Consider the following 23,074-nt stretch of genomic DNA (forward strand, 5'->3'; position numbering starts at 1 on the left):
ATGAATAACGGAAATACCAGCCATTATGTCCGCTAATTTACGCAGCCTCGACCTCAACCTGCTCGTCACGCTCGACGTGCTGCTCGCCGAGCACAACGTCACGCGCGCGGCGCAACGCCTGAACTTCTCGCAACCCTCGGTCAGCGTGCATCTTGCGAAGTTGCGCGAGATCCTGGGCGATCCGTTGCTGCTGCCGGGCCCGCGCGGCATGCAGCCCACGGCGCGCGCGCTCGCGTTGCGCGAGCCGCTACGGGAGGCGCTCGAATCGCTCGAGCGCGCGATTGCGCCCGAGCGCCCGTTCGATCCAGCCGGCGCCCGCGATACGTGGCGCGTGGCGGCGAGCGACTATGGCGAGTCCACGATCGCGTTGCCAGCCCTGCGCGGCTTGCGCGAGGCCGCGCCGCACACGCGCCTTGCCGTGGTGGAACTGGCGCCTGCGCGCGTCGCGAAGCAGGCGGCGCAGGGCGAAATCGATCTGGCGTTCCACACCACCAGCGAAGCGCCCGAGAACCTGCGCCGGCGTACGCTCTTCACCGAGCGCTACGTGCTTGCGGGCCGCGCGGACCATCCGCGCCTCAAGCGCCGTCCGGGCACGAAGCAGTTCTGCGCACTCGAGCACGTGATCGTCTCGCCCGATGGCGGCGGATTTCACGGCATCACCGACGAAGCGCTGGCGCAAGCCGGACTCACGCGGCGCGTCGTGCTCTCCGTCCCGCACTTTCTTTTTGTCATTTCCGTGCTCGAGCGCAGCGACCTCGTGGCCATGCTGCCGTGGCGGCTCGTGCGCGAGAAGGCGACGCTGCGTGTGGTCGAGCCGCCCATCGAGGTGCCCGGCTACGAAATGTGCATGCTCTGGCACGAGCGCTCGCACCGCGACCCCGCGCATCGCTGGCTGCGCGAGCAGATCGCTCGCGCGGTGTAGTGCGGCGCACGGCGGGCGTGGGCCGCCAGCGCGTGCGCCGCGCCTGTGCCACAATCCCCGTGGCGCCGCACCGGCCCCAGGCCGCATTGCGCCGCACATAAGCCACCACCATGAATCCGATCGATCCCCAGCGCCGCGCCGACTGGCTGCTGCGCGCCGAGCCCGTTGCGGGCATAGAACGTATCGAAGCCTTCTTTCAAGGGAAGGCGTTTGCGATGCATCGCCACGACACCTATGCGATCGGCCGCACGCTTGCGGGCGTGCAGAGCTTCAAGTACCGGCGCGGCACGACCCACAGTCTGCCGGGCCGCACGATGGTGCTGCATCCCGACGAGCCGCACGACGGCCAGGCCGGCACCGGCGAAGGCTTTCGCTACCGCATGATCTACGTGCAGCCTGCCGTGTTCCAGCACATGCTGGGCGGGCGCGCACTGCCCTTCATCGAGGGCGGCGTGACGAACGATCCCCGTTTATGGGCGGCGACCGAGGCGCTGCTGCAACAGGTCTCGCAAGGCCTCGACCCGTTCGAGCAGAGCGACGCGCTCGCGGAACTGGCACACGCGCTCGCCGCCGTGGCAGGCACGCCGCCCGCGCGCTCCAAGGGCGACTTCGCGAGCGCGCAGCGTGCCCGCGAGTACCTCGACGCGCAGTGTCAGCAGGCCGTTTCGCTCGACGCACTCGAACACGCCGTGGGACGTGACCGCTGGAGCCTTTCGCGCGACTTCCGCATGTTCTACGGCACGAGCCCCTATCGCTACCTGACGCAACGGCGTCTCGACGCCGCACGCGCGATGATGCTGCGCGGCATGCCGCTCGCCGATGTGGCGGCCTGCGCGGGGTTCACGGATCAGGCCCACATGACGCGCCATTTCACGAAGACCTACGGCATTGCGCCGGCGCGCTGGTTGCGCATCGCGGGCGGCGCATCGGAGCGCATCGTCACGATCGTTCAAGACACGCGACGCTCTGGGGCGTAGTCTCGAACGGGTCGTTCGCTATCGCGGGCGAATCAACCTGTGGAGCGGTCTGCAACCATGAGTCCCTTTGCCGAGTCGTTCGATCTCGAAGCCGCGTTCGGCGCCGTGTCCGAATACTGGTCGCCGAAAGTCGTCGCGCAGGTCAACGACCAGTATGTGAAAGTCGCGAAAGTGCGCGGCCAACTCGTGTGGCACGACCATGCGGGCGAGGACGAACTGTTCTTCGTCGTGCGCGGACATCTGAAAATCGAGTACGAAGGCGGGCGTGTTGTCGATGTGCCCGCTGGTTCGATGCACGTGGTGCCGCGCGGCACGTTGCATAACCCGGTAGCCGAAGACGAGTGCTGGATCGTGTTGATCGAGCCCGTGCAGACGAAGCACACAGGCGATATTGCGTCGCCGTTGACGAAGACGATCGAGCAGCAGTTGCGCCGGTAGCGCCCATTAGCGAAGGGGCGCCTCGCCTGGGCGGGACGCATCGGGCGCGGTTGACTCCCGGTTGGCTCGCCGTTGCCTATTTCGTGTGGTTCGAGCTTCGGAGCGGGAAGATGAGCATGGCGGCAGCGAGGCCAAGTGCTCCGCCGAGAAGCGTCTCCCAGGCTCGTGCGGCAAGCAGTGAGATCGAATGCACGCCGCTTGCTGCGAGCGTAACGATCAGCGTGAAAGCGAACGCCCCGCAGGCGACGTCGTAGCGCTCCGGCAACGCCATCGCATAGATGACCATCGCGAGCGCAGCGGCAGCCCATATGAGCAATGGCGCGTGCTCGGCGACCGGCAGGCAGGCAAGGCCTATGGGAACGCCAATCAACGTACCGAGAATCCGGCGGCGAACACGCTGTATCGTGCCGGTTGCCGAACCGGCGACGACGTACGTGCACGCGGTGATCGCCCAGGCAGACTCCTCGAGTCCAATCAGGCCGTTCAGGAGGCAGATGAGCAACGCGCCAATGGCCGCCTGCAGTCCCATGAAGAACTCCGGCGACCACCGCCCGGGTAACGGCTGCGGCCCGGCGGCGAGCACCGCAGCGATGGCGGGCCGTTCTGCCGGCCCGCTCAGCATGCGCGGCACGACCGACGCCAACACGGCGATCAGCGCGGCTATGCCGATTGCCCGCAGATCTTCCGTGGTAAGGCGAGCACCGTAGGCAAGCAATTCTCCGATATAGATTTGCGAACCTATGCCCGCACCGAGCACGCCGAATCGTTTGAGATAACCAACCAGAAACGCGCCCGACACGAGAACGAGTTCCGGCCCTCCCCGGCCTGCATGCTGTAGCGGCCTCGCCAACACCACGAACAGAACCGCACCGAACGCGGCGGCAAAGCTCAGCAGCATGAGATCGCGACTGGATTCGGCTCGCGTCGTTTTGCCTTCGGAGACGCTCGCCCAGAGCGCGAAGCTTCCGGCGAGATAGCCAAGCGACACGCTGCTGGGCACGCTTCGGGCAATGTCCTGCAACGTCCCGAGTGCCGCCGCGAGCCCGTACGCCGTCACGAGCCGCAGCCCCTTGATCCGGCGATGCGTACCGGGATCAACCCGGTCCAGCCAATGGCCAAGTGCGGCGACGGGTTGCAGCATCCCCCGCAGACATTTTCTGGCTTTGTCAGGCCAGCGACGCAAACTGTCGTTCATGGGCGTGTCCGTGATCTTTTCCGGGGCATTCGCGAGGCCAGCCTTCGGAGCTTCGCAGCCATAGCATGAAAACGCAGTTTAGGCTTGCGAGCACTAAAAACCTCGACGATCTGGAAAACAGGCGTGACAGACGCGGGGGCCCTCGCCTCGCGCCTTGGTTCCTGCTGTCACCGGCCTGCCATGTACGCTCGCTACGCTAGCGGCTCTCCCCGTGCGGCAGCCTTTTGCTTGTGCCCATTACAAAAAACAGCCATGCAAGCCTCCTGCGTCGTCGTCCTCGTTAATGTCGCGCTGATGGCGATGCAATTCGTCGCAGGCGGTATTTCGGGCTCGAACGCCATGCTGGCCGATGGCGCGCATACGCTGATCGATGTGCTCGGCGACGGGGCCGTTGCGGCCGCAATCTTTTTCGACGGTGCGAATCGATTCGGACGCCAACACAAACTGACACCGATCGCGACGGTCCTTGTCAATCTGCTTATTCTGGCAACCGGCGCGGAATTACTGTTCTCGGGCGTCCTACCTGTTGCGGCGCAGCCCGCCGGAGCGCGCCCTGCTGCGCTGGCCGCGCTCGCCGTGGCGGTCGCCAGCGTCACCGTCAGGATGGGGTTGTGGTGCTATCTGAGGGCGGCGGCCGTGCAGGCGAAGCGTCGAGACAGTGGCAGCATTGCGGGCGCACTCAACGCGAGCGCATGGCATGCATGCGCAGATTCGGTGGCTTCCGGCGTCGCGGCGGTCGGAGCTACAGGAGTGCTTGCCGGTTTCCCCGCCATCGACCGAAGCGGCACCGCGCTCATCGGTTTGCTGCTCATCATGGCCGGCCTGTTGCAGAATGCCGCTACGCTGCGCTCGCTGTTACCGCAATTCGCCCGCATGAACTGGAGCTGGCGCCCCTATGAGCGCCCCGGCCCGGACAACGCGCCGGGCGAACCCTGCGGCGGTCGAAGATAACCGGCTGCAATGGCCTTGACCTTCTTCCGAAACGCCCCCGCGTCCCATCAGGCTCAGTCCGTTTCGCTGAGGTGTTGGCGAAACTGCTGCGGCGTGCATCCAAAGGCACGCCGGAACATCGCGGAGAACGTGCGTACGTCCGCGTAGCCCAGGTCCTGCGCGATCTGGCCGGGCGTATGACCGACCGCCAGCTTCGACATCGCCTCGGCAAGTCGCAGCTGTTCGCGCCATTGACCGAACGTCATGCCCGTCTCCTGACGAAAAAGCCGCGCGACAGTGCGGGCGCTCGCACCGACCTCGTCGGCCCACGCTTCCAGTGTGTCGTTGCTCGCCGGTTGCGCGATGAGGCTTTCGCAAATGCGGCGCAGACGCGCGTTCACAGGCAACGGCAGGCGCTTGTCTGGCGCGCGCGCGCACGCGAGCTGCAGCAGACGCAGAATCAGCGGCACGAGCAGCGTTTCACGCGTCGGCACCGCCCCGGAACCGGCCGTGGCCTCGTCATCGAGCGCGGAATCGAACATGCCAAGAAGCGATGCGCGCAGCAGGGCATCGACCGTTAGCATCCGGCATTCAGCACCGCCTGCCGGCAGCGCGTCGGGGTCGATATAGAGCGTGCGCATCGACACCTTGCCAACCATGTACAGCTCGTGCTCGACCTGCGAGCCGATCAGCAACGCGTGGCCGGGCGTGAGCATCCAGAGGCCGCCAGGCGTCACCACACGCACGATGCCTGTCGTCGCGTAGACGAGTTGCGAACGATGGTGAATGTGAGCGATCTCGTGGGTGTCGTCAGCGTAGTCGATGGATTGCGCGATCACTTTTTGTGCCGCAGGCAGCGCGCCGAAGGTCTGTAGCTTTGGCTGAGTCATGACTGCATTGATTACTTTTTTGGTGAATTACCTTCCAACCTGCCATCTTTGGCCATTTCGATGCCAAAGTTGTCCGGACTATGCCGGAACACCGCAGTTATAGTAGCGCCTGAGCGGCCCAGCCGTCTTCTGTTTGATCGTCCCCATCCCGTTGTTCATGCATCAGGGACCAAAAAGAGTCCCATGCACGGCATTTTATTAGTTAACGCGAATCATTTCGACTTGCATTATTATTCACGCGATGGAGAAGTCCACATGAAGACCGGGGTAGGCAGCACGACTGCCATTGCATTGCTGCTTTATCTCCTTGGAGGGGGCGGCGCAGTGCACGCACAATCGACCGACGGCAGCGCACAGGACGCCACCGGCGGCGCGACAACCCAGCTTCCGGCCGTCAAGGTGAGCGGCCGGCGCGAGCAGACGGCCACCGGCGTGGCTGACGGCTATGTCCCGGTTACGGCGGTCACAGCCACCAAAACGGACACACCGCTGATCGAAACACCGCAGTCGGTTTCCGTCGTTACGCGCGACCAGATGACCGATCAGAACGCCCAGAGCGTCACCGAGGCGCTGCGCTACACCGCGAGCGTCACGTCGGAAATCCGCGGCGCTTCGGCTGCCGGCGCGCCGTATCTGATGAGCCGTGGTTTCTACCTCGAGCAGTTTCTCGACGGCTCCCGCCTGCCGAGCGATTCGAATTTCGGTTACGCGATTCCCGCTTTCGATCCCTACGGGCTCGAGCGCATCGACGTGCTCCACGGACCGGCCTCGGTGCTCTACGGTCAGGCGAACCCAGGCGGCATCGCGAATCTGGTCAGCAAGCAGCCGACCACCACGCCGGTGCACGAGGTGTTCTTCACCACGGGCAGCCACAACCGCGTGGAAGGCGGCTTCGACCTTGGCGGCGCGATTACGCCCGACGGCACCCTCTCCTACCGCCTCACCGGCACCGCCAACCAGAACGACACGCAGGTCGACGGCGTGAAGCAGAAACACGTCTACATCGCGCCCGCCATCACCTGGAAGCCGGACGCGAATACGACATTGACGCTGCTCGCGAAGTACCAGCGCGACCCCGATGTCGGCTACTACAACTTCGTGCCGGCCATCGGCAGCGTCTTCGACACGCCGAACGGCAGGATTTCGACGCACACGAATCTCGGCGACCCGAACTTCGATTCGCACTCGAGAACCCAGGCTTCGGTCGGCTACCAGTTCGAGCACCGCTTCAACGATGTCTGGACCTTCCGGCAGAACCTGCACTACACCTACGTGCGCGACGATTTCTCGAACGTGTTCACGAACGGCTTCGCGGACAACTCCGATACGACGCTGAACCGCTACGCGTTCTTCAACGACGAAAGCGCGAAGTTCTTCACCGTCGACAACCAGGCGCAGGCGAAATTCTCCACGGGACCGGTCAGCCATACGGCACTCTTCGGATTCGATTTTCAGCGCGTGCTCTATCGCGAACGTGTGGGTCTCGGCGCCGCGCCGCAGCTCGATCCGTTCGCACCGGTTTATCAGAGCGTGGCGATGCCGGAAGCTTTCTCGGACGACAACATCCGCATGAAGCAGTTCGGCCTGTACGCCCAGGACCAGCTTGCCTGGAACAAGTGGCGCTTCCTGATCGGCGTGCGCCAGGACTGGGCCTCGGCGGACGACAACAACCCGCTCACGGCGTCGTACACGTCGCAGTCTGAGCGCGCGTTCACATGGCGCACCGGCCTCGTCTATCTGTTCGACAACGGCTTCGCGCCGTATGCGAGCTTCGCGAAGTCGTTCGATCCGCAGGCAGGTGTGCTCGCGGACGGCTCGGCCGCGAAGCCGACCACCGCTGAGCAGTACGAAGTGGGCGTGAAGTATCAGCCGCCCGGGTACAACAGTTTCATCACGGCTTCTGTCTTCGATCTGCGCGAGCGCAACGTGCTCACCGCCGATCTCGACAATCCCGGCTTCAGCACGCAAGCGGGGCAAGTGCGGGCGCGCGGCTTCGAACTCCAAGGCCAGGCAAGCCTCTCCGACAGCCTTAACGTCACCGCGTCCTACACCTACCTGAGCAGTGTGACCACCGAATCGAACGACTCGGCGACGACCCTCGACGGCGGCTCGACCCCGCTCCAGGGCAAGCAAACCTGGGGCATTCCGCGCAACGTCGCGGCCGCGTGGCTCGACTACACGCTGCACGGCGGCTCGCTGCGCGGCCTCGGTTTCAGCGGTGGCGTGCGCTATCTGGGCTCGAGCTACGACGAGTCGAACACGATCCGCGTGCCGTCCGTCACGCTCGTCGACGCGGCAGTGCACTACGACACGGGCCGTCACTGGCTGCTCTCCCTGAATGGCACCAACCTGTTCAATCGACAGTACGTGGCGTCATGCTTCAGCGCGACCACCTGCACCTACGGCGACGGCGTCGAAGTGCTCGCGACCGCGCGCTATCGCTGGTAAGGCGGCGGATGAGTTCGATACAGGCAACGCACTCGCCCGATGTCAACGATCCGGGGCCGCTGCGCGAACGCGCAAGCGGCGGGGTGCTTTACGAGATCGAAGGCGCGTCGTTCGAGGCGGGTGGCCGCGTGCTGCTGCAGCCGCTCACGCTCGCGCTCACGGCGGGCCGCATGATCGCGCTGATCGGCCACAACGGGTCGGGCAAGAGCACGCTGCTCAAGCTGCTGGCGCGCCAGCAAACGCCCTCGCGCGGCAGCCTGCGCTTCTCGGGCCGCGAGATTGGCGCGTGGTCCGCGCGGGAATTCGCGAGGCGTGTGGCCTACCTGCCGCAACATCCGCCGCTCGCTACGGGCATGACCGTGCGGGAGCTCGTCGCGCTGGGCCGTTATCCGTGGCATGGCGCGCTGGGCCGCCTGCGTAGCGAAGACGCCGCGATCATCGACGAGGCACTGCGCGTGACGGACACGGCGCGCTTCGCCTCCCAGCTCGCCGACCACCTGTCGGGCGGCGAGCGTCAGCGCGCCTGGCTCGCCATGCTCGTTGCGCAAGGCGCTTCGTGCCTGCTGCTCGACGAGCCGACCTCGGCGCTCGATATCGCGCACCAGCTGGACGTGCTGCGCTTACTGCGCAGCCTCGCCGATGACCGCGCGATGACCGTCGTCATCGTGCTGCATGACATCAACCTCGCCGCGCGCTTTTGCGACGAACTCGTCGCGCTGCACAGCGGCCGGTTGCTGACCTCAGGTACGCCGGCCGACCTGATGCAGGGCCAGGTGCTCGAAGCGATATACGGCGTTCCCATGGATGTCGTGCCGCACCCGCGCGGCGGCGGCGCAATTGCGGTGGCGCGCTGACCATGCACAGGCGAACCTTTTTACTTTCGTTGGCCACCCGCGCGGCCGCACTTTCCGGCATCGCGCCGCTCGCCGCCGCGGCGCGCGCTTCGACTCGAAGCGCGCCGCCGCGTGTGGTCGTGCTCGACTGGGGGCTCGCCGAAACGCTGCTCGCGCTCGGGGTCGTCCCCGCGGGCGTCGCGGAGATCAGCGACTACAACGCGAACGTGGTCGCGCCGCCCGTCCCGCCCGGCGTGCCGGACGTCGGGCTGCGGCTCGCACCGAGCCTCGAATGGCTCGCCCAGCTCGCCCCCGATCTCATCCTCATCAACTCGAGCCAGGAGTCGCAGCGCGACATCCTGGAGCGGATTGCACCGGTTCGCGCGTTCGCGATCTACACCGACGCGGGCGCGCCCTATCGCCGCGCCGAGGCGGTCACGCGCGAGCTGGGCGCGCTATGCCGATGCGAAAGCGCTGCCGAAGCGCTCATCGCACAAACCGCACAGGCACTTGCTGCAAGCCGCGCGCGTCTCATGGCCGCGCCCGCGCGATCACGGCCGCTCTACCTGATCCGGTTCTTCGACGCCCGGCATATCGGCGTATATGGCGCGCGCAGCCTGTTCCAGGACGTGCTCGACACGCTCGGCCTCGTCAACGCATGGCGTGGCCCAACCGACTACTGGGGAATTGGCGTCGCGCCGCTCGAAGCGCTCGCCGCCGCGCCCGATGCCAAGGTGCTCTACTTCGACCCGCTGCCCCAAGGCGTTGCAAGCACGCTCGCGTCGAACCGCCTCTGGCACGCATTGCCACCCGTCGCCCGTGGCCGCGTGGCCGCGCTGCCCCCGTTCTGGGGCTTCGGCATGCTGCCCTCGGCGCAGCGCTTCGGCGAGGCACTCGCGCAAGCGTTGCTCGCAAACCCAACGCTCAGTGTTAGCGGAGTTGCCCAACCATGAGCGGACTCGATCGCCTTCCTCCATCCGCTGCGTGTACCCGCCTCGTGTGGCGGCGCGTCTCGCTCGGGCGCTTGCCTCGCGTACTCGTCGCCGTGGCGCTTGTGCTCGCGTTTGTCGCTGCGCTCGGCCTGTCGGCGGCCAATCTTGCCGAGATCGCACCGCGTGCGCTGTGGTGGCAGGCAGTGCTCTCGCCCGATACGCACGACGTCCGGCAGATCATCGCGCACGACAGCTGGCTGCCGCGCATCGTCACCGCGTGGCTCGCGGGCGCGACGCTCGGCCTCGCCGGCACGATCTTCCAGCAGGTGCTGCGCAATCCGCTCGCCGAACCGATGACGCTTGGCATTTCCGCCGGCGCCCAGCTTGCGCTCACGCTCGCCGCGCTCTGGGCGCCCGCGCTGGCCGCGCACGGTTTCTCGCGCGAGCCGATCGCACTCGCGGGCGCGCTGGCCGCCGCAGCGGCCGTGTTCGGCCTGGCGTGGCGAAGCGGCCTCGCGCCGGTGACCGTCGCCATTGCGGGCCTCGTCGTGACGCTCTGGTGCGGCTCGGTCAGCGTTGCGCTGCAGCTCTTTCATACGCCCTATATGCGCGGCCTGTTCATCTGGGGCGGCGGCTCGCTCGTCCAGCAGGACTGGAGCGAAGTCGCGGCGCTCGCCCCGCGGCTCGCCGCGGGCGGCATACTCGCGTGGCTGCTGTTGCGCCCGCTGCAACTCTTCAGTCTCGATGACGCCAATGCCCGCAGCCTCGGCCTCGCGCTGCGCCGGCTGCGGCTTGCCGCGCTCGCGCTCGCCGTCATGCTGAGCGCCGCCGTGGTGAGCACGGTTGGAGTAATCGGCTTCGTCGGGCTGGCTGCGCCTGCCATCGCGCAACTCGCGGGCGCGCGCCGACTTGGGCAGCGTCTCCTGCTCGCGCCGTTGTGCGGCGCGCTGTTGCTATGGCTGACGGACCAGGCTGTGCAGCCGCTCGCCAATGCGCTCGGCGAACTGGTGCCCGCCGGGGCCGCCTGCGCGCTCTTCGGCGCGCCGCTCATGCTGCTCATCCTTGCGCGCATGCGCCGCACGCAGCGCCTCGACACCACCGCCGCGCCAGCGCAGGCGATCCCCGATGGCATCTCGATCAAGCGCCGCTTCACGCTGATCCTGTTCGCGACTGTCATCATGCTAGTCATCGGGCTCGACTTCGGCCGCGGCGTGCACGGCTGGCAGTTCAGCAGTCTCGCCGAACTTGCGCGTGTCGCGATCTGGCGCGCACCGCGTGAGATCGCCGCGTTTGCAGCCGGCATCATGCTCGCGTTGGCGGGGACACTGTTGCAGCGTCTGTCCGGCAATCCGCTCGCGAGCCCGGAGGTACTCGGCGTGTCCGCGGGCGCCTCGCTTGGCCTCATCGCGCTCGTGTTCGGCGCGGCCGATGCGGGACACGTCGCGCGGTTTGCGGCAACGGCCGGCGGCGCGTTCGCGACCTTGCTCGCGCTATTGTGGTGCGCGCGCCGCTCCGGCTTCGCGCCGCAACGCGTGCTGCTTGCCGGCGTCGCAATCGGCGCGCTATTCCAGGCCGTGGTCGCAGTCGTGATCGCCGGGGGCGGCGAACGCGCAGCCACCTTGCTCGCCTGGCTCGCGGGCTCGACCTACACGGTCACGCCCGGCGACGCGGCGCTCGCGCTCACGCTGTGCGTGCTGCTCAGCGCGTTCATGCCACTGACCGGACGATGGCTGGCGATCCTGCCACTCGGAGACGCAAACGCACGTGCGCTCGGCATGCGCACACCGCTTGCGCGCGGCGCGCTGCTTGGACTCACCGCCTTGCTGACCGCCGCTGCGACCTTGATCGTCGGGCCGCTGTCGTTCATCGGGCTCACTGCGCCGCATTTCGCCCGGCTCGCGGGCGCGCGGCGTCCGCTCGACCAGATGTTGCTCGCCGCGCCGATCGGCGGATTCACGATTGTTCTGGCCGACTGGCTCGGACGCACGCTGCTGTTACCGCGCGAACTGCCAGCCGGCCTTGTCGCGACGATTTTCGGCGCGCCGTGGCTCATGTGGCTGCTCGCGCGCCGTGCGGCCGCCTCATGATCGCGACCGCTGCACATCCCACAATAACGAAGGAGAAAACGATGCTTGCCGACCTGTTCCACCTGCTGCGCCGCTTGTGGCCCATCTCGGCGCTCGCGACGCTCATGGGCGCGGCGAGCGGCATTGCCACGGCGGCGCTGCTCGCCCTCACGAATCGCGCGTTGCACGGCGCCGCCGCTTCGCTGACCACGTTCGTCGCGAGTTTCGCCGCCCTCTGCGCGCTCGCGCTCGCGGGCGAGGTGATCTCGGACATCGGCAACAACATCGTCGGACAGCGCGTGATTGCAGCGTTGCGCAAGAACCTGACTGCGAAAATCATTGCGGCGCCGATCAGCGAAATCGAACAGTTTCGCAGCCACCGGCTGATCGCCGCGCTCAATCAGGACATCGATACGATCAGCGCGTTCTCGTTCCTGTTCTCGAGCCTCGCCATCGCAACCGCCACCATCGTCGGCTGTCTTGGCTATCTGTTCGTGCTCTCGCCGACACTGCTGCTGATCGCGCTCGCAGCCATTGCGCTCGGCTCGGTCGCGCAGTCGCTCGCGAGGCGCGTCGGGATTCGCCGCTTCGGCGCGGCGCGCGAAGCCGAAGATCGTCTGCAGAAGCACTATCGTGCGCTCGTGGATGGCGCAAAGGAGCTGCGCATCAACCGCGAGCGCCGCGTATTCGTCTACGGCCATGAGCTGTCCGGCACGATCGACGCGATTTTCCGGCTGCGCGTGCGCGCCGCGAATGTGTTCGTGAGCGCGAATGCGTTCGGCTCGCTGCTGTTCTTCGTCGTGGTCGGTCTCATGCTCGTGCTGCAGAGTGGCTCCGCAAATGCGGATCGCAGCGTGTTGACCGGCTTCGTGCTGGTTCTGCTTTACATGAAGGGACCGATTCAGGAGATCGTCAGCGCGCTGCCGTCCATCGGGCGTGCGCAAGTTGCGTTCAGACGTATTGCCGAACTATCCGCACGCTTCTCCAGCAGCGAGCCGGCGCTGCTCGACGCGCGCGCATTCACTCGCAGCCACGACCGACCTTTCTCGACGCTCACGCTGCGCGACGTCACTTACCGCTTTCCCGCACCGCTCGACGACGGCCTCGCAGGCGAGCAACCCGATGCCGCCGGGTTCGCGCTCGGGCCGCTGTCGCTCACCGTTCAGCGCGGCGAAACGCTTTTCATCGTCGGCGAGAACGGCTGCGGGAAGACCACGCTAATCAAGCTGTTGCTCGGCCTCTATACACCGGACAGCGGCGCGATGCTTGTCGACGGCGAACCACTGCGTGCGGACGAGATCGATGCCTACCGCCAGCTCTTCTCGGCGGTGTTCTCCGACTACTATCTTTTCGACACCTTGCTGCCGGGCGAAGACAAGCCCGCAACGCACGCGCAGCGCTATCTGGAGCGGCTGGCGCTGACTCACAAGGTATCGGTTCGGGAAGACGGCACGTTCAGTACAACGGATCTCTCCACCGGACAGCGCAAGCGGCTGGCGCTCGTGCACGCTTATCTGGAAGGCAGACCCGTGATGGTGCTCGACGAGTGGGCAGCCGATCAGGACCCGACGTTCCGCCGCATTTTCTATACCGAGATTTTGCCGGACCTGAAACGACAGGGCACGACGCTGATCGTGATTTCGCATGACGACCGTTACTTCAGCGCCGCCGACCGGTATATCCGGCTCGAAGACGGACGCATTGTCGAAGAGGTGCGGACAGCACACGGCACACCGGCCGCAAGTGTGACGCGCGCATCCTGAACGGCACGCCGGGCGGGACGGCGCGCAGACGCGGAGGGAGCCCCGGCGAGCAGCGTAAGCCGCTTGCCGGGGCAGGTTTCAGACCATCATCAGGACACCATCACGCCAGGTCGAAGCGATCCAGGTTCATGACCTTCGTCCACGCCGCGACGAAGTCCTTGACGAACCGCTGCTGGGCATCGCTGCTCGCATACACTTCGGCCAGCGCGCGCAGCACGGCGTTGGAGCCAAACAGCAGATCGACGCGCGTGCCGGTGTACTTCACTTCGCCGCTCTTGCGCTCGCGCCCTTCGAACAACTCAGCCGTCGCGTCGGTGGGCTTCCATTCGGTGCGCATATCCAGCAGGTTGACGAAGAAGTCGTTGCTGAGCACGCCCACGCGGTCGGTCAGCACACCGTGGCCGCTACCGTCGAAATTGGCGCCCAATACGCGCAGCCCGCCGATCAGCACGGTCAGTTCCGGCGGCGTCAGCGTGAGTTGCTGGGCCTTGTCGATCAACCGGGCCTCGGTCGTGGCGCCGCCTTGCTCGCCGCGATAGTTGCGGAATCCGTCGGCGAGCGGCTCGAGAAGTCCAACCACTTCGATATCGGTCTGGTCCTGGCGGGCATCGACGCGGCCCGCCGCAAACGGCACGTCGACCTTGACGCCGGCCGCCGCCGCGGCCTGCTCGATGCCGACCACGCCGGCCAGCACGATCACGTCGGCGAGCGACGCCTTGCCGGAGGCCTGCTGGATGGCCTGCAGTTTCGGCAGCGCGCCGGCGGCGATCTTGTTGACTTCCCAGTCCTTCTGTGGCGCCAGCGCGAGGCGCGCCCCGTTGGCTCCGCCGCGCTTGTCGCCGCCGCGGAACGTCGAGGCCGACGCCCACGCCGCCGAAACCAGTTCGCTGACCGACAACCCAGACCCGGCGATCTTCGCTTTCAGATCGGCAATGTCGGCGGCGCCCGGATTGTGAGTGGGTGCCGGCAGCGGATCTTGCCAGAGCAAATCTTCCTTCGGCACTTCCGGGCCGAGGTAGCGCGCCTTCGGTCCCATGTCGCGGTGCGTCAACTTGAACCACGCACGCGCGAACGCTTCATTGAAGGCCTGCGGATCCGCGTGGAAGCGGCGTGAGATCTTTTCGAAAGCGGGGTCGAAGCGCAGCGTGAGGTCGGTGACCAGCATCGTCGGCTTGCGCTTTTTCGACGGGTCGAATGGGTCGGGGATGATGTCCGGCGCATCCTTCGCTTCGAACTGAATGGCGCCGGCCGGGCTGCGTGTCTGCACCCATTCATATTTGAAGAGATTCTCGAAGAAGTAGTTGCTCCACTGCGTCGGCGTTTGCGTCCAGATCACTTCGATGCCGGACGTGATCGCATCCTCGCCCGCGCCCGAGCCGTAGCTGCTGGACCAGCCAAGACCTTGCGCTTCGAGCGGCGCGGCTTCCGGGTCGACGCCCACATTCGTGGCCGGGCCGGCGCCATGGGTCTTGCCGAGCGTGTGGCCACCGGCGATCAGCGCGACGATCTCCTCGTCGTCCATCGCCATGTTTCCAAACGTAGCGCGTATGGCCGGGGCGGCCGATACCGGGTCGCCGCTGGCGTTCGGCCCTTCCGGGTTCACGTAGATCAGGCCCATCTCGGTGGCGGAAAGCGGGTTCTTCGCCAGCGTCTCCGGATTGCGGTGGGTGAGCCACTTCTTCTCATCGCCCCAGTCTACGTCGAGATCCGGTTCCCACACGTCTTCGCGGCCGGCAGCGAAACCGAAGGTGCGAAAGCCCGCGTTCTCGAGAGCCACGTTGCCGGCCAGCACGATCAGGTCGGCCCACGAGATCTTCTGGCCGTACTTCTGCTTGACGGGCCACAGCAGCCGGCGCGCCTTGTCGAGGCTGACGTTGTCCGGCCATGAATTGATCGGCGCGAAGCGCTGCTGGCCGCGACCGGCGCCGCCACGGCCATCCACCATGCGGTACGTACCCGCGCTGTGCCAGGCCATGCGGATGAAGAGGCCCGCGTAGCTGCCCCAGTCGGCCGGCCACCACTCCTGGGAGTCGGTCAGCACGGCTTTGAGGTCAGCCTTCAGCGCGCTGTAGTCTAGCTTCTTGAACTCTTCGCGATAGTCAAAGCTTTCGCCCAGCGGATTGGAGCGGTTGGAATGCTGGTTCAGCAGGTCGACGCGTAGCTGGTTAGGCCACCAGTCGAGGTTTCCCGTGCCAGTACCGGCTACGGGCTTGGGTTCGGCGTGAACAGGGCATTTTGCAGAATCGGGGGTGGGCGTGTCGATTGGCGAGCTCATGTTTCCTCCATTCGCGTGCGGGGGGCCTTTAATATATACGTAACTCATGACACGCCCCAATTGAGTGCCCCTATGTGGCCGATAGCCGGTTTCTGGCTGACGAAGCGCGACGCAGGTCGGCGCATCGACACACGCGAGGGCCGCATCGTCGTGCGTGGGCCGACTGCCCGTCGTGCCGATGGGCACCTAACTCAGGCCCTGCGCGATTGGCGAAGAGAGCGCCTGCTGATCGACCCGCGCGGTGGAAAACGACCTCTGCAATGCGTGGCGCATTCTTCGTCACGCATTCGCTAAAGGCTGCGCGCCGTTCATATAGTTGATTGACCGCAAAGCTCCTGCACGGCAGCCCGGGCGCCGCGCCGCGTATCTCATGCGCGTACGATGTTCGTCCGAACACGCCTTCTCTTCCGCGCCAAAAATATTAATTGCAATTTCAACGGCTTATTTTTGCGCTGGAAAAGCGCCTCGCGCACAAGGCTCTTCGCCATAGGAGAAATCCGAATCTCCGCGCGCATCCTCACCGATTGACAAGCCCTGCGCCGCTTCCAATAATCGCCCCCGACTCGCCCATCAGGCTAGTAATCGCCACGCCAGGCACAGGCCGTATCGTCGCGGCGTAGCTGCCTGTGCCGCGCGATCCAGCGTCGCAAAACGATCATTAATCAGGAGACCCAATGACACGCTCATCTCTCTTCGCAGCGACGCTCATGGCGTTCGCGCTCGTTCAATCCGCCCAGGTTCGAGCCGTCACGATTGCGCCCGGCACCGCGCTCGCGGTGAAACAGGAGATGACGCGGCAATTGGCTGCCGAAGTCGAGTCGCTCGACCCAGCGCATACCGAGACGATCAACGCCACTTTCGTGGGCCTCGACCTCTACGAAGGTCTCACCCGAATCGACGCGTCAGGTAATGTGGTCCCCGGCGTGGCCACCGCGTGGACACACACGGCGCCCGATACGTGGGTCTTCAATTTGCGGCGCGACGCGAAATGGAGTAACGGGCGGCCCGTCACGGCCGCCGATTTTGTCTACGCGTGGCAACGGCTCGCCGATCCGAAGACCGCTTCGCTCTACACCATTGCAGTCGAATTCGTGAAGAACGCCAAGACGGTGGTTGCCGGCAAGCTGCCGCCAAGCGCGCTTGGCGTGCGAGCGCTCGATCCCTACACGCTGGAGATCAAGACCGAGACACCGGTGCCGTTCTTCCCGGAACTCGCTACAAATGGGTCACTGGCGCCTGTCGATCGCGCGACGATCGAAAAATTTGGCGTCAACTGGACGCGCGCCGGCAACCTCGTCGGCAATGGCCCTTATGTGCTCTCGGACTGGCAGCCGAACAATCGCATCGTACTCGTCAAGAATCCGTATTACTGGAATGCCCCGCACGTCGCCATTACCAAGGTCACGTGGATGCCCATTGAAAGCGACGAAACGGCGATGCGCATGTTCCAGGCCGGCCAGTTCGATATGACCTACGCGGTGCCATCGGGGCAGTACAACTCGTTAGTCAAGCAGTTCGGCCCCGAACTGAAGACCGGCATGCAGCTCGCCACGTACTACTACAGCCTGAACAATGCAGACCCGGCGCTGCGCGACCCCCGCGTTCGCCAGGCGCTCTCGATGGTGCTGGACCGCGACCTGCTCACGTCCAGAATCACACAAAGCGGCGAGCGCCCCGCGTATGGCCTCATAGTCGAAGGGACAAAGGGCGCCCTGCAGTACAAGCCCGACTGGGCAGCGTGGCCGATGGCGCAGCGTATCGAAACCGCTCGCGGGCTGCTCAAGTCTGCCGGCTATTCGGACACCAAACCGCTTTCCTTCACGCTCACCTACAACACGAGCGACCTCCACAAGAAAGTCGCGCTCTTCGCGCTGAGCGAATGGCGAACCAAACTCGGCGTCGACGCGAAGATCGAAAACCTCGAATTCAAGGTGCTCCTGAAGCAGCGCCACGACGGCACATACCAGGTCGCGCGCAACGGCTGGTACGCCGACTACAACGATGCAACGGCCTACTACAACCTGGTCCAATGCGGCAACCCGCAGAACGATCAGCGCAACTGCAATCCGAAGGCCGACGCACTGGCGAGCGAAGCGAACCAGCAAAGCGACCAGGCGAAACGCAAGACCCTCCTCACGCAGGCCTTCGCGCTCTCCATGAGCGACAACCCGCTCGTCCCGCTGTTCCAGTACTCCAACGCGCGACTCGTAAAGTCCTATGTAGGCGGCTATACGCTGACCAACTACCTCGACCAGCGCGCCACCCAGGACATGTACATCCTGAAGCACTAACGCAGGCCTCCACCCATGTTCGCCTACACCTTGCGCCGCGTGCTGTGGTCGGTGCCGACCGTACTCGCGGTCATCACCGCCTGCTTTCTGCTGCTGCATCTCACGCCCGGTGGTCCGTTCGACACCGACAAACGCCTCTCCGCCGCGGTCATGGCCAACCTCAACGCGCGCTATCACCTCGACGAGCCGCTATGGCAGCAGTATCTGCGCTATCTCGGCGCGCTGCTGCATGGCGACCTCGGAAGTTCGTTCCGCTACGCCGACTGGTCGGTCAACGAGCTCGTGAAAAAGGCCGCGCCGGTGAGCCTCGGCATTGGTGGCATCTCCATACCGCTCGCGGTCCTGCTGGGCGTGGCGCTTGGCACGCTCGCCGCCGTGCGCCGCAACAGCGTGGTGGACCATGCCGTGATGTTGCTCGGCAATCTCGGCAACGTCGTACCGCCATTCGTGCTAGGTCCGGCGCTCGTACTTTTCTTCGCTATCCTGCTCAAATCGGCCGACGGCAACGGCCTCTTGCCCGCAGGCGGCTGGGGCGACGGCGACTGGCGTCACCGAGTGCTGCCCGTCGCGTTGCTCGTCATCATCAACATGGCCGCGATCGCGCGCGTCATGCGCGGCAGCCTGATCGAGGTGCTCTCCGGCAACTTTATCCGCACGGCGCGCGCCAAGGGCTTGCCCGGGCACACCATCGTGTTGCGCCACGCCCTGCGCCCCGCGCTCATGCCCGTCGTTTCGTTGCTCGGCCCCGTCTGCATTTCGTCGATCACGGCGGCCGTCGTCACCGAATCGGTCTTTGCGCTCCCGGGCCTCGGTCAACTGGTGGTGAACGGCGCGGTCAACCGCGACTACACGCTCGTGCTCGGCCTGGTCGTCCTCACCACGGTCTGCGCCGTGCTCTTCAATCTGCTTGTCGATCTCGCGTATGCGTGGCTCGATCCGCGCATCCGCTACTAGTCCGTTATTAACGGAGGCTCCGCCACCATGAACGCACCTGGTCTCATTGCGCCAGCCGCCACCGCGCAGAAGCGCCGCACGCCGCCCGCGTTGGCGCGCTTCGTGCGGCACCGAGCGGCGCTCGCAAGCGTCGTCATGCTCGCCCTCATCGCGCTCGCCTGCTTCGCAGGTCCTCTCTTCCTGCCTCATTCGCCCATCGACAACGACTGGAGCGCGATTAGCCTCGCCCCCACGCTCGACAGCGGTCACTGGTTCGGCACCGACGAACTGGGCCGCGACTTGCTGGCGCGCACGCTGGTTGGCGGGCGCGTCTCGCTCGAGGTGGGGCTGCTCGGCACCTTCGTTTCCGCGCTGGTCGGCGTGATCTATGGCGCAACGGCCGGCTATCTCGGCGGCCGCGTGGACGCCGTGATGATGCGCGTCGTCGACATGATGTACGCGATCCCCTACATGTTGATCGCCATTCTCATGGTCACACTGTTCGGGCGCGCGTTCTCGCTCGTCGTGCTCACCATCAGCGCGTTTTCGTGGCTCGACATGGCGCGCGTGGTGCGCGGGCAAACGCTATCGCTGCGCTCGCGCGAATTCGTCGACGCCGCGCGCGCCATCGGCGTGCGGCCCGCGGCAATCATCGCGCGCCATATCGTGCCGAATCTCGCGGGCATCGTCGCCGTCTACGCCACGGTCACGGTACCGGCAATCATTCTTACGGAATCCGTATTATCGTTTCTCGGCCTTGGCGTACAGGAACCCATGACAAGCTGGGGCGTGCTGATCCAGGACGGCGCGCAGAAGCTCGATGCCATGCCGTGGCTGCTGCTCTGCCCTGCCGTGCTGCTCTGTGCCACGCTCTACTGCGTGAACTTCGTCGGCGACGGTCTGCGCGACGCACTCGACCCACGGGAGCGCTGACATGGCCCTGCTCGAAGTCCAGGACCTGAGCGTGCGCTTCGAGCGCCGCGACGGGCCGCCCGTGAAGGTCGTGCACGACGTGTCGTTTTCGCTCGATGCCGGCGGCACGCTCGGTCTCGTCGGCGAATCGGGGTCCGGCAAAAGTCAAACCGTCATGGGGCTGCTGGGGCTGCTCGCCTCGAATGGCCGCGCCACCGGTCACGCACGCCTGCGCGGCGAGAATCTGCTCGCCATGACGCCCCGCGCGCTCAACCGCATTCGCGGCGACCGCGTCGCCATGGTCTTCCAGGACCCGATGACCTCGCTGAACCCGTTCCTCACCGTCGAACGGCAAATGACCGAAGCGTTGCAGTTGCATCGCAAGGTCACACGGCGCGCGGCCCGCCAGCGCGCGATCGAAGCGCTCGAACGCGTGCGCATTCCCGACGCGCCGCGGCGTATCGGCATGTATCCGCACGAGTTCTCGGGCGGCATGCGCCAGCGCGTGTTGATCGCGGCGGCGCTGATGATGGAGCCCGATGTGCTGATCGCCGACGAGCCGACCACGGCGCTCGACGTGACCGTTCAGGCGCAGATCATGGCGCTGCTGCGCGAGATGAATCGCGAGCGCGGCACGGCCATTCTCCTTATCACGCACGACATGGGCGTGGTGGCCGAGCTTTGCGACGACGTCATGGTGATGTACGCGGGCCGCACAGTGGAGAAGGCGAGCGCGCGCGATCTGTTCGCGCATCCGCTGCATCCGTACACCGCAGGACTGCTGGGCGCGCGGCCGCGCCTCGATGCGCCAGGCGGCGCGCCGTTGAGCACGATCCCGGGTAATCCGCCCATGCCGGGCAGCGGCGGCGCCGGCTGCGCGTTCGCGCCTCGCTGCGCGGCTGCGCTCGAGCGATGCCACACGCAGACGCCGCCGCTCGAATCCATCGGTGCGCCGCCCAATTCGCGTTCGCGGGCGTGCCATCTACCCATTGGCGATAGCGCCGAACTGGGAGCACGCGCATGACACATGACGCAAAGGCGCATGACGTGCCTGACGACGCGCTACTGCGCGTACGCGACCTTGCCGTGAATTTTCGCGTCGCACGCGGTCCGTGGCCGTGGCAGAAAGCGCAGTTGCGCGCCGTGAACGGCATCTCGTTCGATCTGCGCCGCGGAGAAACGCTCGGGCTCGTGGGCGAGTCGGGCTGCGGCAAGTCCACGCTCGCGCGCGCCGTGATCGGCCTCTCGCCGGTCGCTTCGGGCAGCGTGGCCTGGCGAGGCGAAGAAACCGTTTTCGGGGCGCAACGGCGCCTCGGCGCGCTGCGCCGCGGTGTACAGATGATCTTCCAGGACCCGCTCGCTTCGCTCGATCCGCGCATGTCGATCGCCGAGATCGTGGCCGAACCCTTGCGCACGCACGCACCGCACCTGGGCCGCAAGGAGATCGCGCGCCGGGTGCTCACGATGCTAGAACGCGTGGGCCTGAACGCGCATCACCTCGAACGCCGTGCGCACGAATTCTCGGGCGGTCAGTGCCAGCGCGTGGGCATCGCACGCGCGTTGATCGGCGAGCCCGCGCTCGTGATCTGCGATGAACCGGTCTCCGCGCTCGACGTCTCCATTCAGGCGCAGATCGTCAACCTGCTGCGCGACCTGCAACGCGACCTCTCGCTCTCGCTGCTTTTCGTCGGCCACGATCTCGCCGTGGTCAAGACGCTCAGCCATCGCGTCATGGTCATGTACCTCGGCCGCGTCATGGAACTCGGCACGCGCGAGGCGGTGTACGACGAGCCCGCGCACCCCTACACGCGCGCACTGCTCGACGCCGTACCGGTGGCCGACCCGGCGCGTGCCCGCGAGCGTCACGCGCCGCTGCTACGCGGCGAGATCCCCTCGCCACTCAATCCGCCTTCGGGCTGCGCATTCCGCACGCGTTGCCCGAAGGCCTCGGCCCAGTGCGCTGCTGCGGCGCCTGAACCGGCCGCCACCGGCCCCGGCGGCTCGATCGTCGCCTGCTGGCACCCGCGCACAGCCGGCCATTCCACCGCCGACTGAAATACCCGCTTCACGCATGCCGGCGGGCGTCACCATCGATTCGCATTCCTTAACGATTGCGAATCAACGACAACCACACGAAGGGAGACATGATGAAAAGAGAACACAGAGACAAGAGCCGCGGCGCGCGACTTGCGCTACTCGCGCTCGGCCTGCCGCTCAGCCTTGCAGCGGTTGCACAAACCACAAGTGTTCAGCAGAACACACCGGGCGGGCAGCCCGCTGCGCAAGTGCAAGCTCAGCAAGCCGGGCCAGTCAAACCGAAAAAGACCCGGCGCAAGGCGCGCCGCAAATCGGCCAGCAGCGCCGCGCCAGCAAACGCACAAGCTGCGACGCAGGCGGAACCCTCCTCAGCCGCCGTGCAAATGCACGCGCCGCGCGTCGACCCGCTCGTGGAGCCCAACGCGGTCGACCGCCTCGCATCCGGCTCGCCGGATCAGCACGCCGACCAGGCAGTGCGAGCCGACAACCCGAAGCAGCCACAGTCGAGCCAGTCGCAAAGCAAGGGCTTCATCGCGGATAGCAGCCTCACCCTCAACCTGCGTAACTACCTCGACCACTTCGACAACGAAGGTGGCCCGCATCGCCATGCGTGGGTGCAGGGCGCGATGCTCGACTACACCTCGGGCTATACGCAGGGGCCCATCGGTCTCGGCCTTGACGCGTCGCTCTACGGCGCGCTGAAGCTCGACGGCGGCCAGGGCGCGGGGAACATGGTGCACGTGGGCAAGGATGGCGGCGGCTCGAACCAGCTGGCGTGGGCCTACCCCGGCATCTGGGACGTCAAGGCCCGCGTTTCCGATACGGTCGCGAAGTACGGTCTGCAAATGGTCTCGGACAACCCGTTCTTCGAGCCGCACGACAACCGCGCGCTGCCGCCCACCTTCCTCGGCGCCTCGCTCGTAAGCAAGGACGTGTCCAACGCGGTGCTTCAGGCAGGCAGCTTCACAAAGGTCAATCCGCGCGGCCACACCAATCTCGTCGATCTCTCGACCTCGTACGGCGGCGTGAAATTCAAACGCTTCAGCTACCTGGGCGGCAGCTGGGACTACAGCAAGGACGGGAGCCTTTCGCTTTTCGCCAATCAGGCCGACGACGTCTGGCGCCAGTACTACGCTTCCTTGCAGCAAAGCTACGGCGACCCTTCGACGATCAAGTGGACCGGCTTCTTCAACATCTACTCGACACACGATCAGGGCAGTGCAATGCAGGGA

At 65.9% G+C, this 23,074-nt stretch carries 18 protein-coding genes; 15 read left to right on the forward strand and 3 right to left on the reverse strand.

Annotated features, from left to right (window positions below; genetic code table 11):
* Positions 1-25 precede the first annotated feature (25 nt).
* From U5A57_RS09995 to U5A57_RS10005, 3 genes are all read left to right on the forward strand, one after another.
* Positions 26-922 (forward strand): LysR family transcriptional regulator, encoded by an 897-nt coding sequence (locus U5A57_RS09995; RefSeq protein ID WP_321910358.1) that lies wholly within the window; start codon positions 26-28, stop codon positions 920-922.
* Positions 923-1,032: 110 nt separating this feature from the next.
* A complete protein-coding gene (locus U5A57_RS10000; protein ID WP_321910360.1) occupies positions 1,033-1,899 on the forward strand; it encodes an AraC family transcriptional regulator in 867 nt (288 codons plus the stop codon).
* Positions 1,900-1,956: 57 nt separating this feature from the next.
* A complete protein-coding gene (locus U5A57_RS10005) occupies positions 1,957-2,337 on the forward strand; it encodes a cupin domain-containing protein (RefSeq protein WP_321910362.1) in 381 nt (126 codons plus the stop codon).
* 76 nt (positions 2,338-2,413) lie between these two features.
* Here U5A57_RS10005 and U5A57_RS10010 read toward each other — a convergent pair whose 3' ends face one another.
* Positions 2,414-3,532 carry an FUSC family protein gene (locus U5A57_RS10010; protein ID WP_415774598.1) on the reverse strand — a complete coding sequence of 373 codons (1,119 nt, stop codon included), beginning with the start codon at positions 3,530-3,532 and terminating at the stop codon, positions 2,414-2,416.
* Positions 3,533-3,784: 252 nt separating this feature from the next.
* On the opposite strand from U5A57_RS10010, the gene U5A57_RS10015 reads away from it, so the two are divergent.
* The gene (locus U5A57_RS10015; RefSeq protein ID WP_321910367.1) at positions 3,785-4,483 is read left to right on the forward strand and encodes a cation transporter; all 699 of its coding nucleotides are present in this window, start codon (positions 3,785-3,787) and stop codon (positions 4,481-4,483) included.
* 53 nt (positions 4,484-4,536) lie between these two features.
* Here U5A57_RS10015 and U5A57_RS10020 read toward each other — a convergent pair whose 3' ends face one another.
* Positions 4,537-5,352 carry a helix-turn-helix transcriptional regulator gene (locus tag U5A57_RS10020; RefSeq protein ID WP_321910369.1) on the reverse strand — a complete coding sequence of 272 codons (816 nt, stop codon included), beginning with the start codon at positions 5,350-5,352 and terminating at the stop codon, positions 4,537-4,539.
* A 255-nt stretch (positions 5,353-5,607) separates the two neighbouring features.
* Between U5A57_RS10020 and U5A57_RS10025 the strand changes: the two genes are divergently transcribed.
* The 5 genes from U5A57_RS10025 to U5A57_RS10045 are packed head-to-tail and all read left to right on the forward strand — an operon-like array spanning position 5,608 to position 13,394.
* Complete coding sequence (locus U5A57_RS10025; protein ID WP_321910371.1) at positions 5,608-7,800, forward strand: TonB-dependent siderophore receptor; 2,193 nt, start codon at positions 5,608-5,610, stop codon at positions 7,798-7,800.
* Between the two features lie 8 nt (positions 7,801-7,808).
* On the forward strand, positions 7,809-8,654 hold the full coding sequence (locus tag U5A57_RS10030) for an ATP-binding cassette domain-containing protein (RefSeq protein ID WP_321910373.1): 846 nt from the start codon (positions 7,809-7,811) through the stop codon (positions 8,652-8,654).
* Positions 8,655-8,656: 2 nt separating this feature from the next.
* Positions 8,657-9,586 (forward strand): ABC transporter substrate-binding protein, encoded by a 930-nt coding sequence (locus U5A57_RS10035; RefSeq protein ID WP_321910375.1) that lies wholly within the window; start codon positions 8,657-8,659, stop codon positions 9,584-9,586.
* The gene (fhuB, locus tag U5A57_RS10040; RefSeq protein WP_321910377.1) at positions 9,583-11,652 is read left to right on the forward strand and encodes a Fe(3+)-hydroxamate ABC transporter permease FhuB; all 2,070 of its coding nucleotides are present in this window, start codon (positions 9,583-9,585) and stop codon (positions 11,650-11,652) included. The genes U5A57_RS10035 and fhuB overlap by 4 nt, the downstream gene beginning before the upstream one ends.
* Before the next feature lie 41 nt (positions 11,653-11,693).
* The gene (locus tag U5A57_RS10045) at positions 11,694-13,394 is read left to right on the forward strand and encodes a cyclic peptide export ABC transporter (RefSeq protein WP_321910378.1); all 1,701 of its coding nucleotides are present in this window, start codon (positions 11,694-11,696) and stop codon (positions 13,392-13,394) included.
* A gap of 100 nt (positions 13,395-13,494) precedes the next feature.
* Here the strand turns inward: U5A57_RS10045 and katG are convergent, their stop codons facing one another.
* Positions 13,495-15,669 carry a catalase/peroxidase HPI gene (gene katG, locus U5A57_RS10050; protein ID WP_321910380.1) on the reverse strand — a complete coding sequence of 725 codons (2,175 nt, stop codon included), beginning with the start codon at positions 15,667-15,669 and terminating at the stop codon, positions 13,495-13,497.
* Positions 15,670-16,343: 674 nt separating this feature from the next.
* Here katG and U5A57_RS10055 point away from each other — a divergent pair.
* The 6 genes from U5A57_RS10055 to U5A57_RS10080 all read left to right on the forward strand — a co-directional run.
* On the forward strand, positions 16,344-17,960 hold the full coding sequence (locus tag U5A57_RS10055) for a peptide ABC transporter substrate-binding protein (RefSeq protein WP_415774599.1): 1,617 nt from the start codon (positions 16,344-16,346) through the stop codon (positions 17,958-17,960).
* A gap of 15 nt (positions 17,961-17,975) precedes the next feature.
* Positions 17,976-18,914 carry an ABC transporter permease subunit gene (locus U5A57_RS10060; protein WP_321910382.1) on the forward strand — a complete coding sequence of 313 codons (939 nt, stop codon included), beginning with the start codon at positions 17,976-17,978 and terminating at the stop codon, positions 18,912-18,914.
* Positions 18,915-18,941: 27 nt separating this feature from the next.
* A complete protein-coding gene (locus tag U5A57_RS10065; protein ID WP_321910384.1) occupies positions 18,942-19,826 on the forward strand; it encodes an ABC transporter permease in 885 nt (294 codons plus the stop codon).
* A 1-nt stretch (position 19,827) separates the two neighbouring features.
* Positions 19,828-20,829, forward strand: a complete 1,002-nt coding sequence (locus U5A57_RS10070) for an ABC transporter ATP-binding protein (protein WP_321910385.1) — start codon at positions 19,828-19,830, stop codon at positions 20,827-20,829.
* Entirely contained in the window at positions 20,826-21,860 is a 1,035-nt protein-coding gene (locus U5A57_RS10075) for an oligopeptide/dipeptide ABC transporter ATP-binding protein (RefSeq protein WP_321910387.1), read from the forward strand. The genes U5A57_RS10070 and U5A57_RS10075 overlap by 4 nt, the downstream gene beginning before the upstream one ends.
* An 89-nt stretch (positions 21,861-21,949) precedes the next feature.
* Positions 21,950-23,074: OprD family outer membrane porin (locus tag U5A57_RS10080; protein ID WP_321910389.1), on the forward strand; the 1,125-nt coding region annotated here is incomplete at its 3' end.

This window comes from Paraburkholderia sp. J11-2, from assembly GCF_905220185.1.
Lineage (GTDB): Bacteria > Pseudomonadota > Gammaproteobacteria > Burkholderiales > Burkholderiaceae > Paraburkholderia.

Bases quoted from the DNA above. Each gene is read 5' to 3' on its own strand.
- U5A57_RS09995 (WP_321910358.1), top strand. From the start codon at position 26: ATGTCCGCTAATTTACGCAGCCTCGACCTCAACCTGCTCGTCACGCTC.
- U5A57_RS10000 (WP_321910360.1), top strand. From the start codon at position 1,033: ATGAATCCGATCGATCCCCAGCGCCGCGCCGACTGGCTGCTGCGCGCC.
- U5A57_RS10005 (WP_321910362.1), top strand. From the start codon at position 1,957: ATGAGTCCCTTTGCCGAGTCGTTCGATCTCGAAGCCGCGTTCGGCGCC.
- U5A57_RS10010 (WP_415774598.1), bottom strand. From the start codon at position 3,532: ATGAACGACAGTTTGCGTCGCTGGCCTGACAAAGCCAGAAAATGTCTG.
- U5A57_RS10015 (WP_321910367.1), top strand. From the start codon at position 3,785: ATGCAAGCCTCCTGCGTCGTCGTCCTCGTTAATGTCGCGCTGATGGCG.
- U5A57_RS10020 (WP_321910369.1), bottom strand. From the start codon at position 5,352: ATGACTCAGCCAAAGCTACAGACCTTCGGCGCGCTGCCTGCGGCACAA.
- U5A57_RS10025 (WP_321910371.1), top strand. From the start codon at position 5,608: ATGAAGACCGGGGTAGGCAGCACGACTGCCATTGCATTGCTGCTTTAT.
- U5A57_RS10030 (WP_321910373.1), top strand. From the start codon at position 7,809: ATGAGTTCGATACAGGCAACGCACTCGCCCGATGTCAACGATCCGGGG.
- U5A57_RS10035 (WP_321910375.1), top strand. From the start codon at position 8,657: ATGCACAGGCGAACCTTTTTACTTTCGTTGGCCACCCGCGCGGCCGCA.
- fhuB (WP_321910377.1), top strand. From the start codon at position 9,583: ATGAGCGGACTCGATCGCCTTCCTCCATCCGCTGCGTGTACCCGCCTC.
- U5A57_RS10045 (WP_321910378.1), top strand. From the start codon at position 11,694: ATGCTTGCCGACCTGTTCCACCTGCTGCGCCGCTTGTGGCCCATCTCG.
- katG (WP_321910380.1), bottom strand. From the start codon at position 15,669: ATGAGCTCGCCAATCGACACGCCCACCCCCGATTCTGCAAAATGCCCT.
- U5A57_RS10055 (WP_415774599.1), top strand. From the start codon at position 16,344: ATGACACGCTCATCTCTCTTCGCAGCGACGCTCATGGCGTTCGCGCTC.
- U5A57_RS10060 (WP_321910382.1), top strand. From the start codon at position 17,976: ATGTTCGCCTACACCTTGCGCCGCGTGCTGTGGTCGGTGCCGACCGTA.
- U5A57_RS10065 (WP_321910384.1), top strand. From the start codon at position 18,942: ATGAACGCACCTGGTCTCATTGCGCCAGCCGCCACCGCGCAGAAGCGC.
- U5A57_RS10070 (WP_321910385.1), top strand. From the start codon at position 19,828: ATGGCCCTGCTCGAAGTCCAGGACCTGAGCGTGCGCTTCGAGCGCCGC.
- U5A57_RS10075 (WP_321910387.1), top strand. From the start codon at position 20,826: ATGACACATGACGCAAAGGCGCATGACGTGCCTGACGACGCGCTACTG.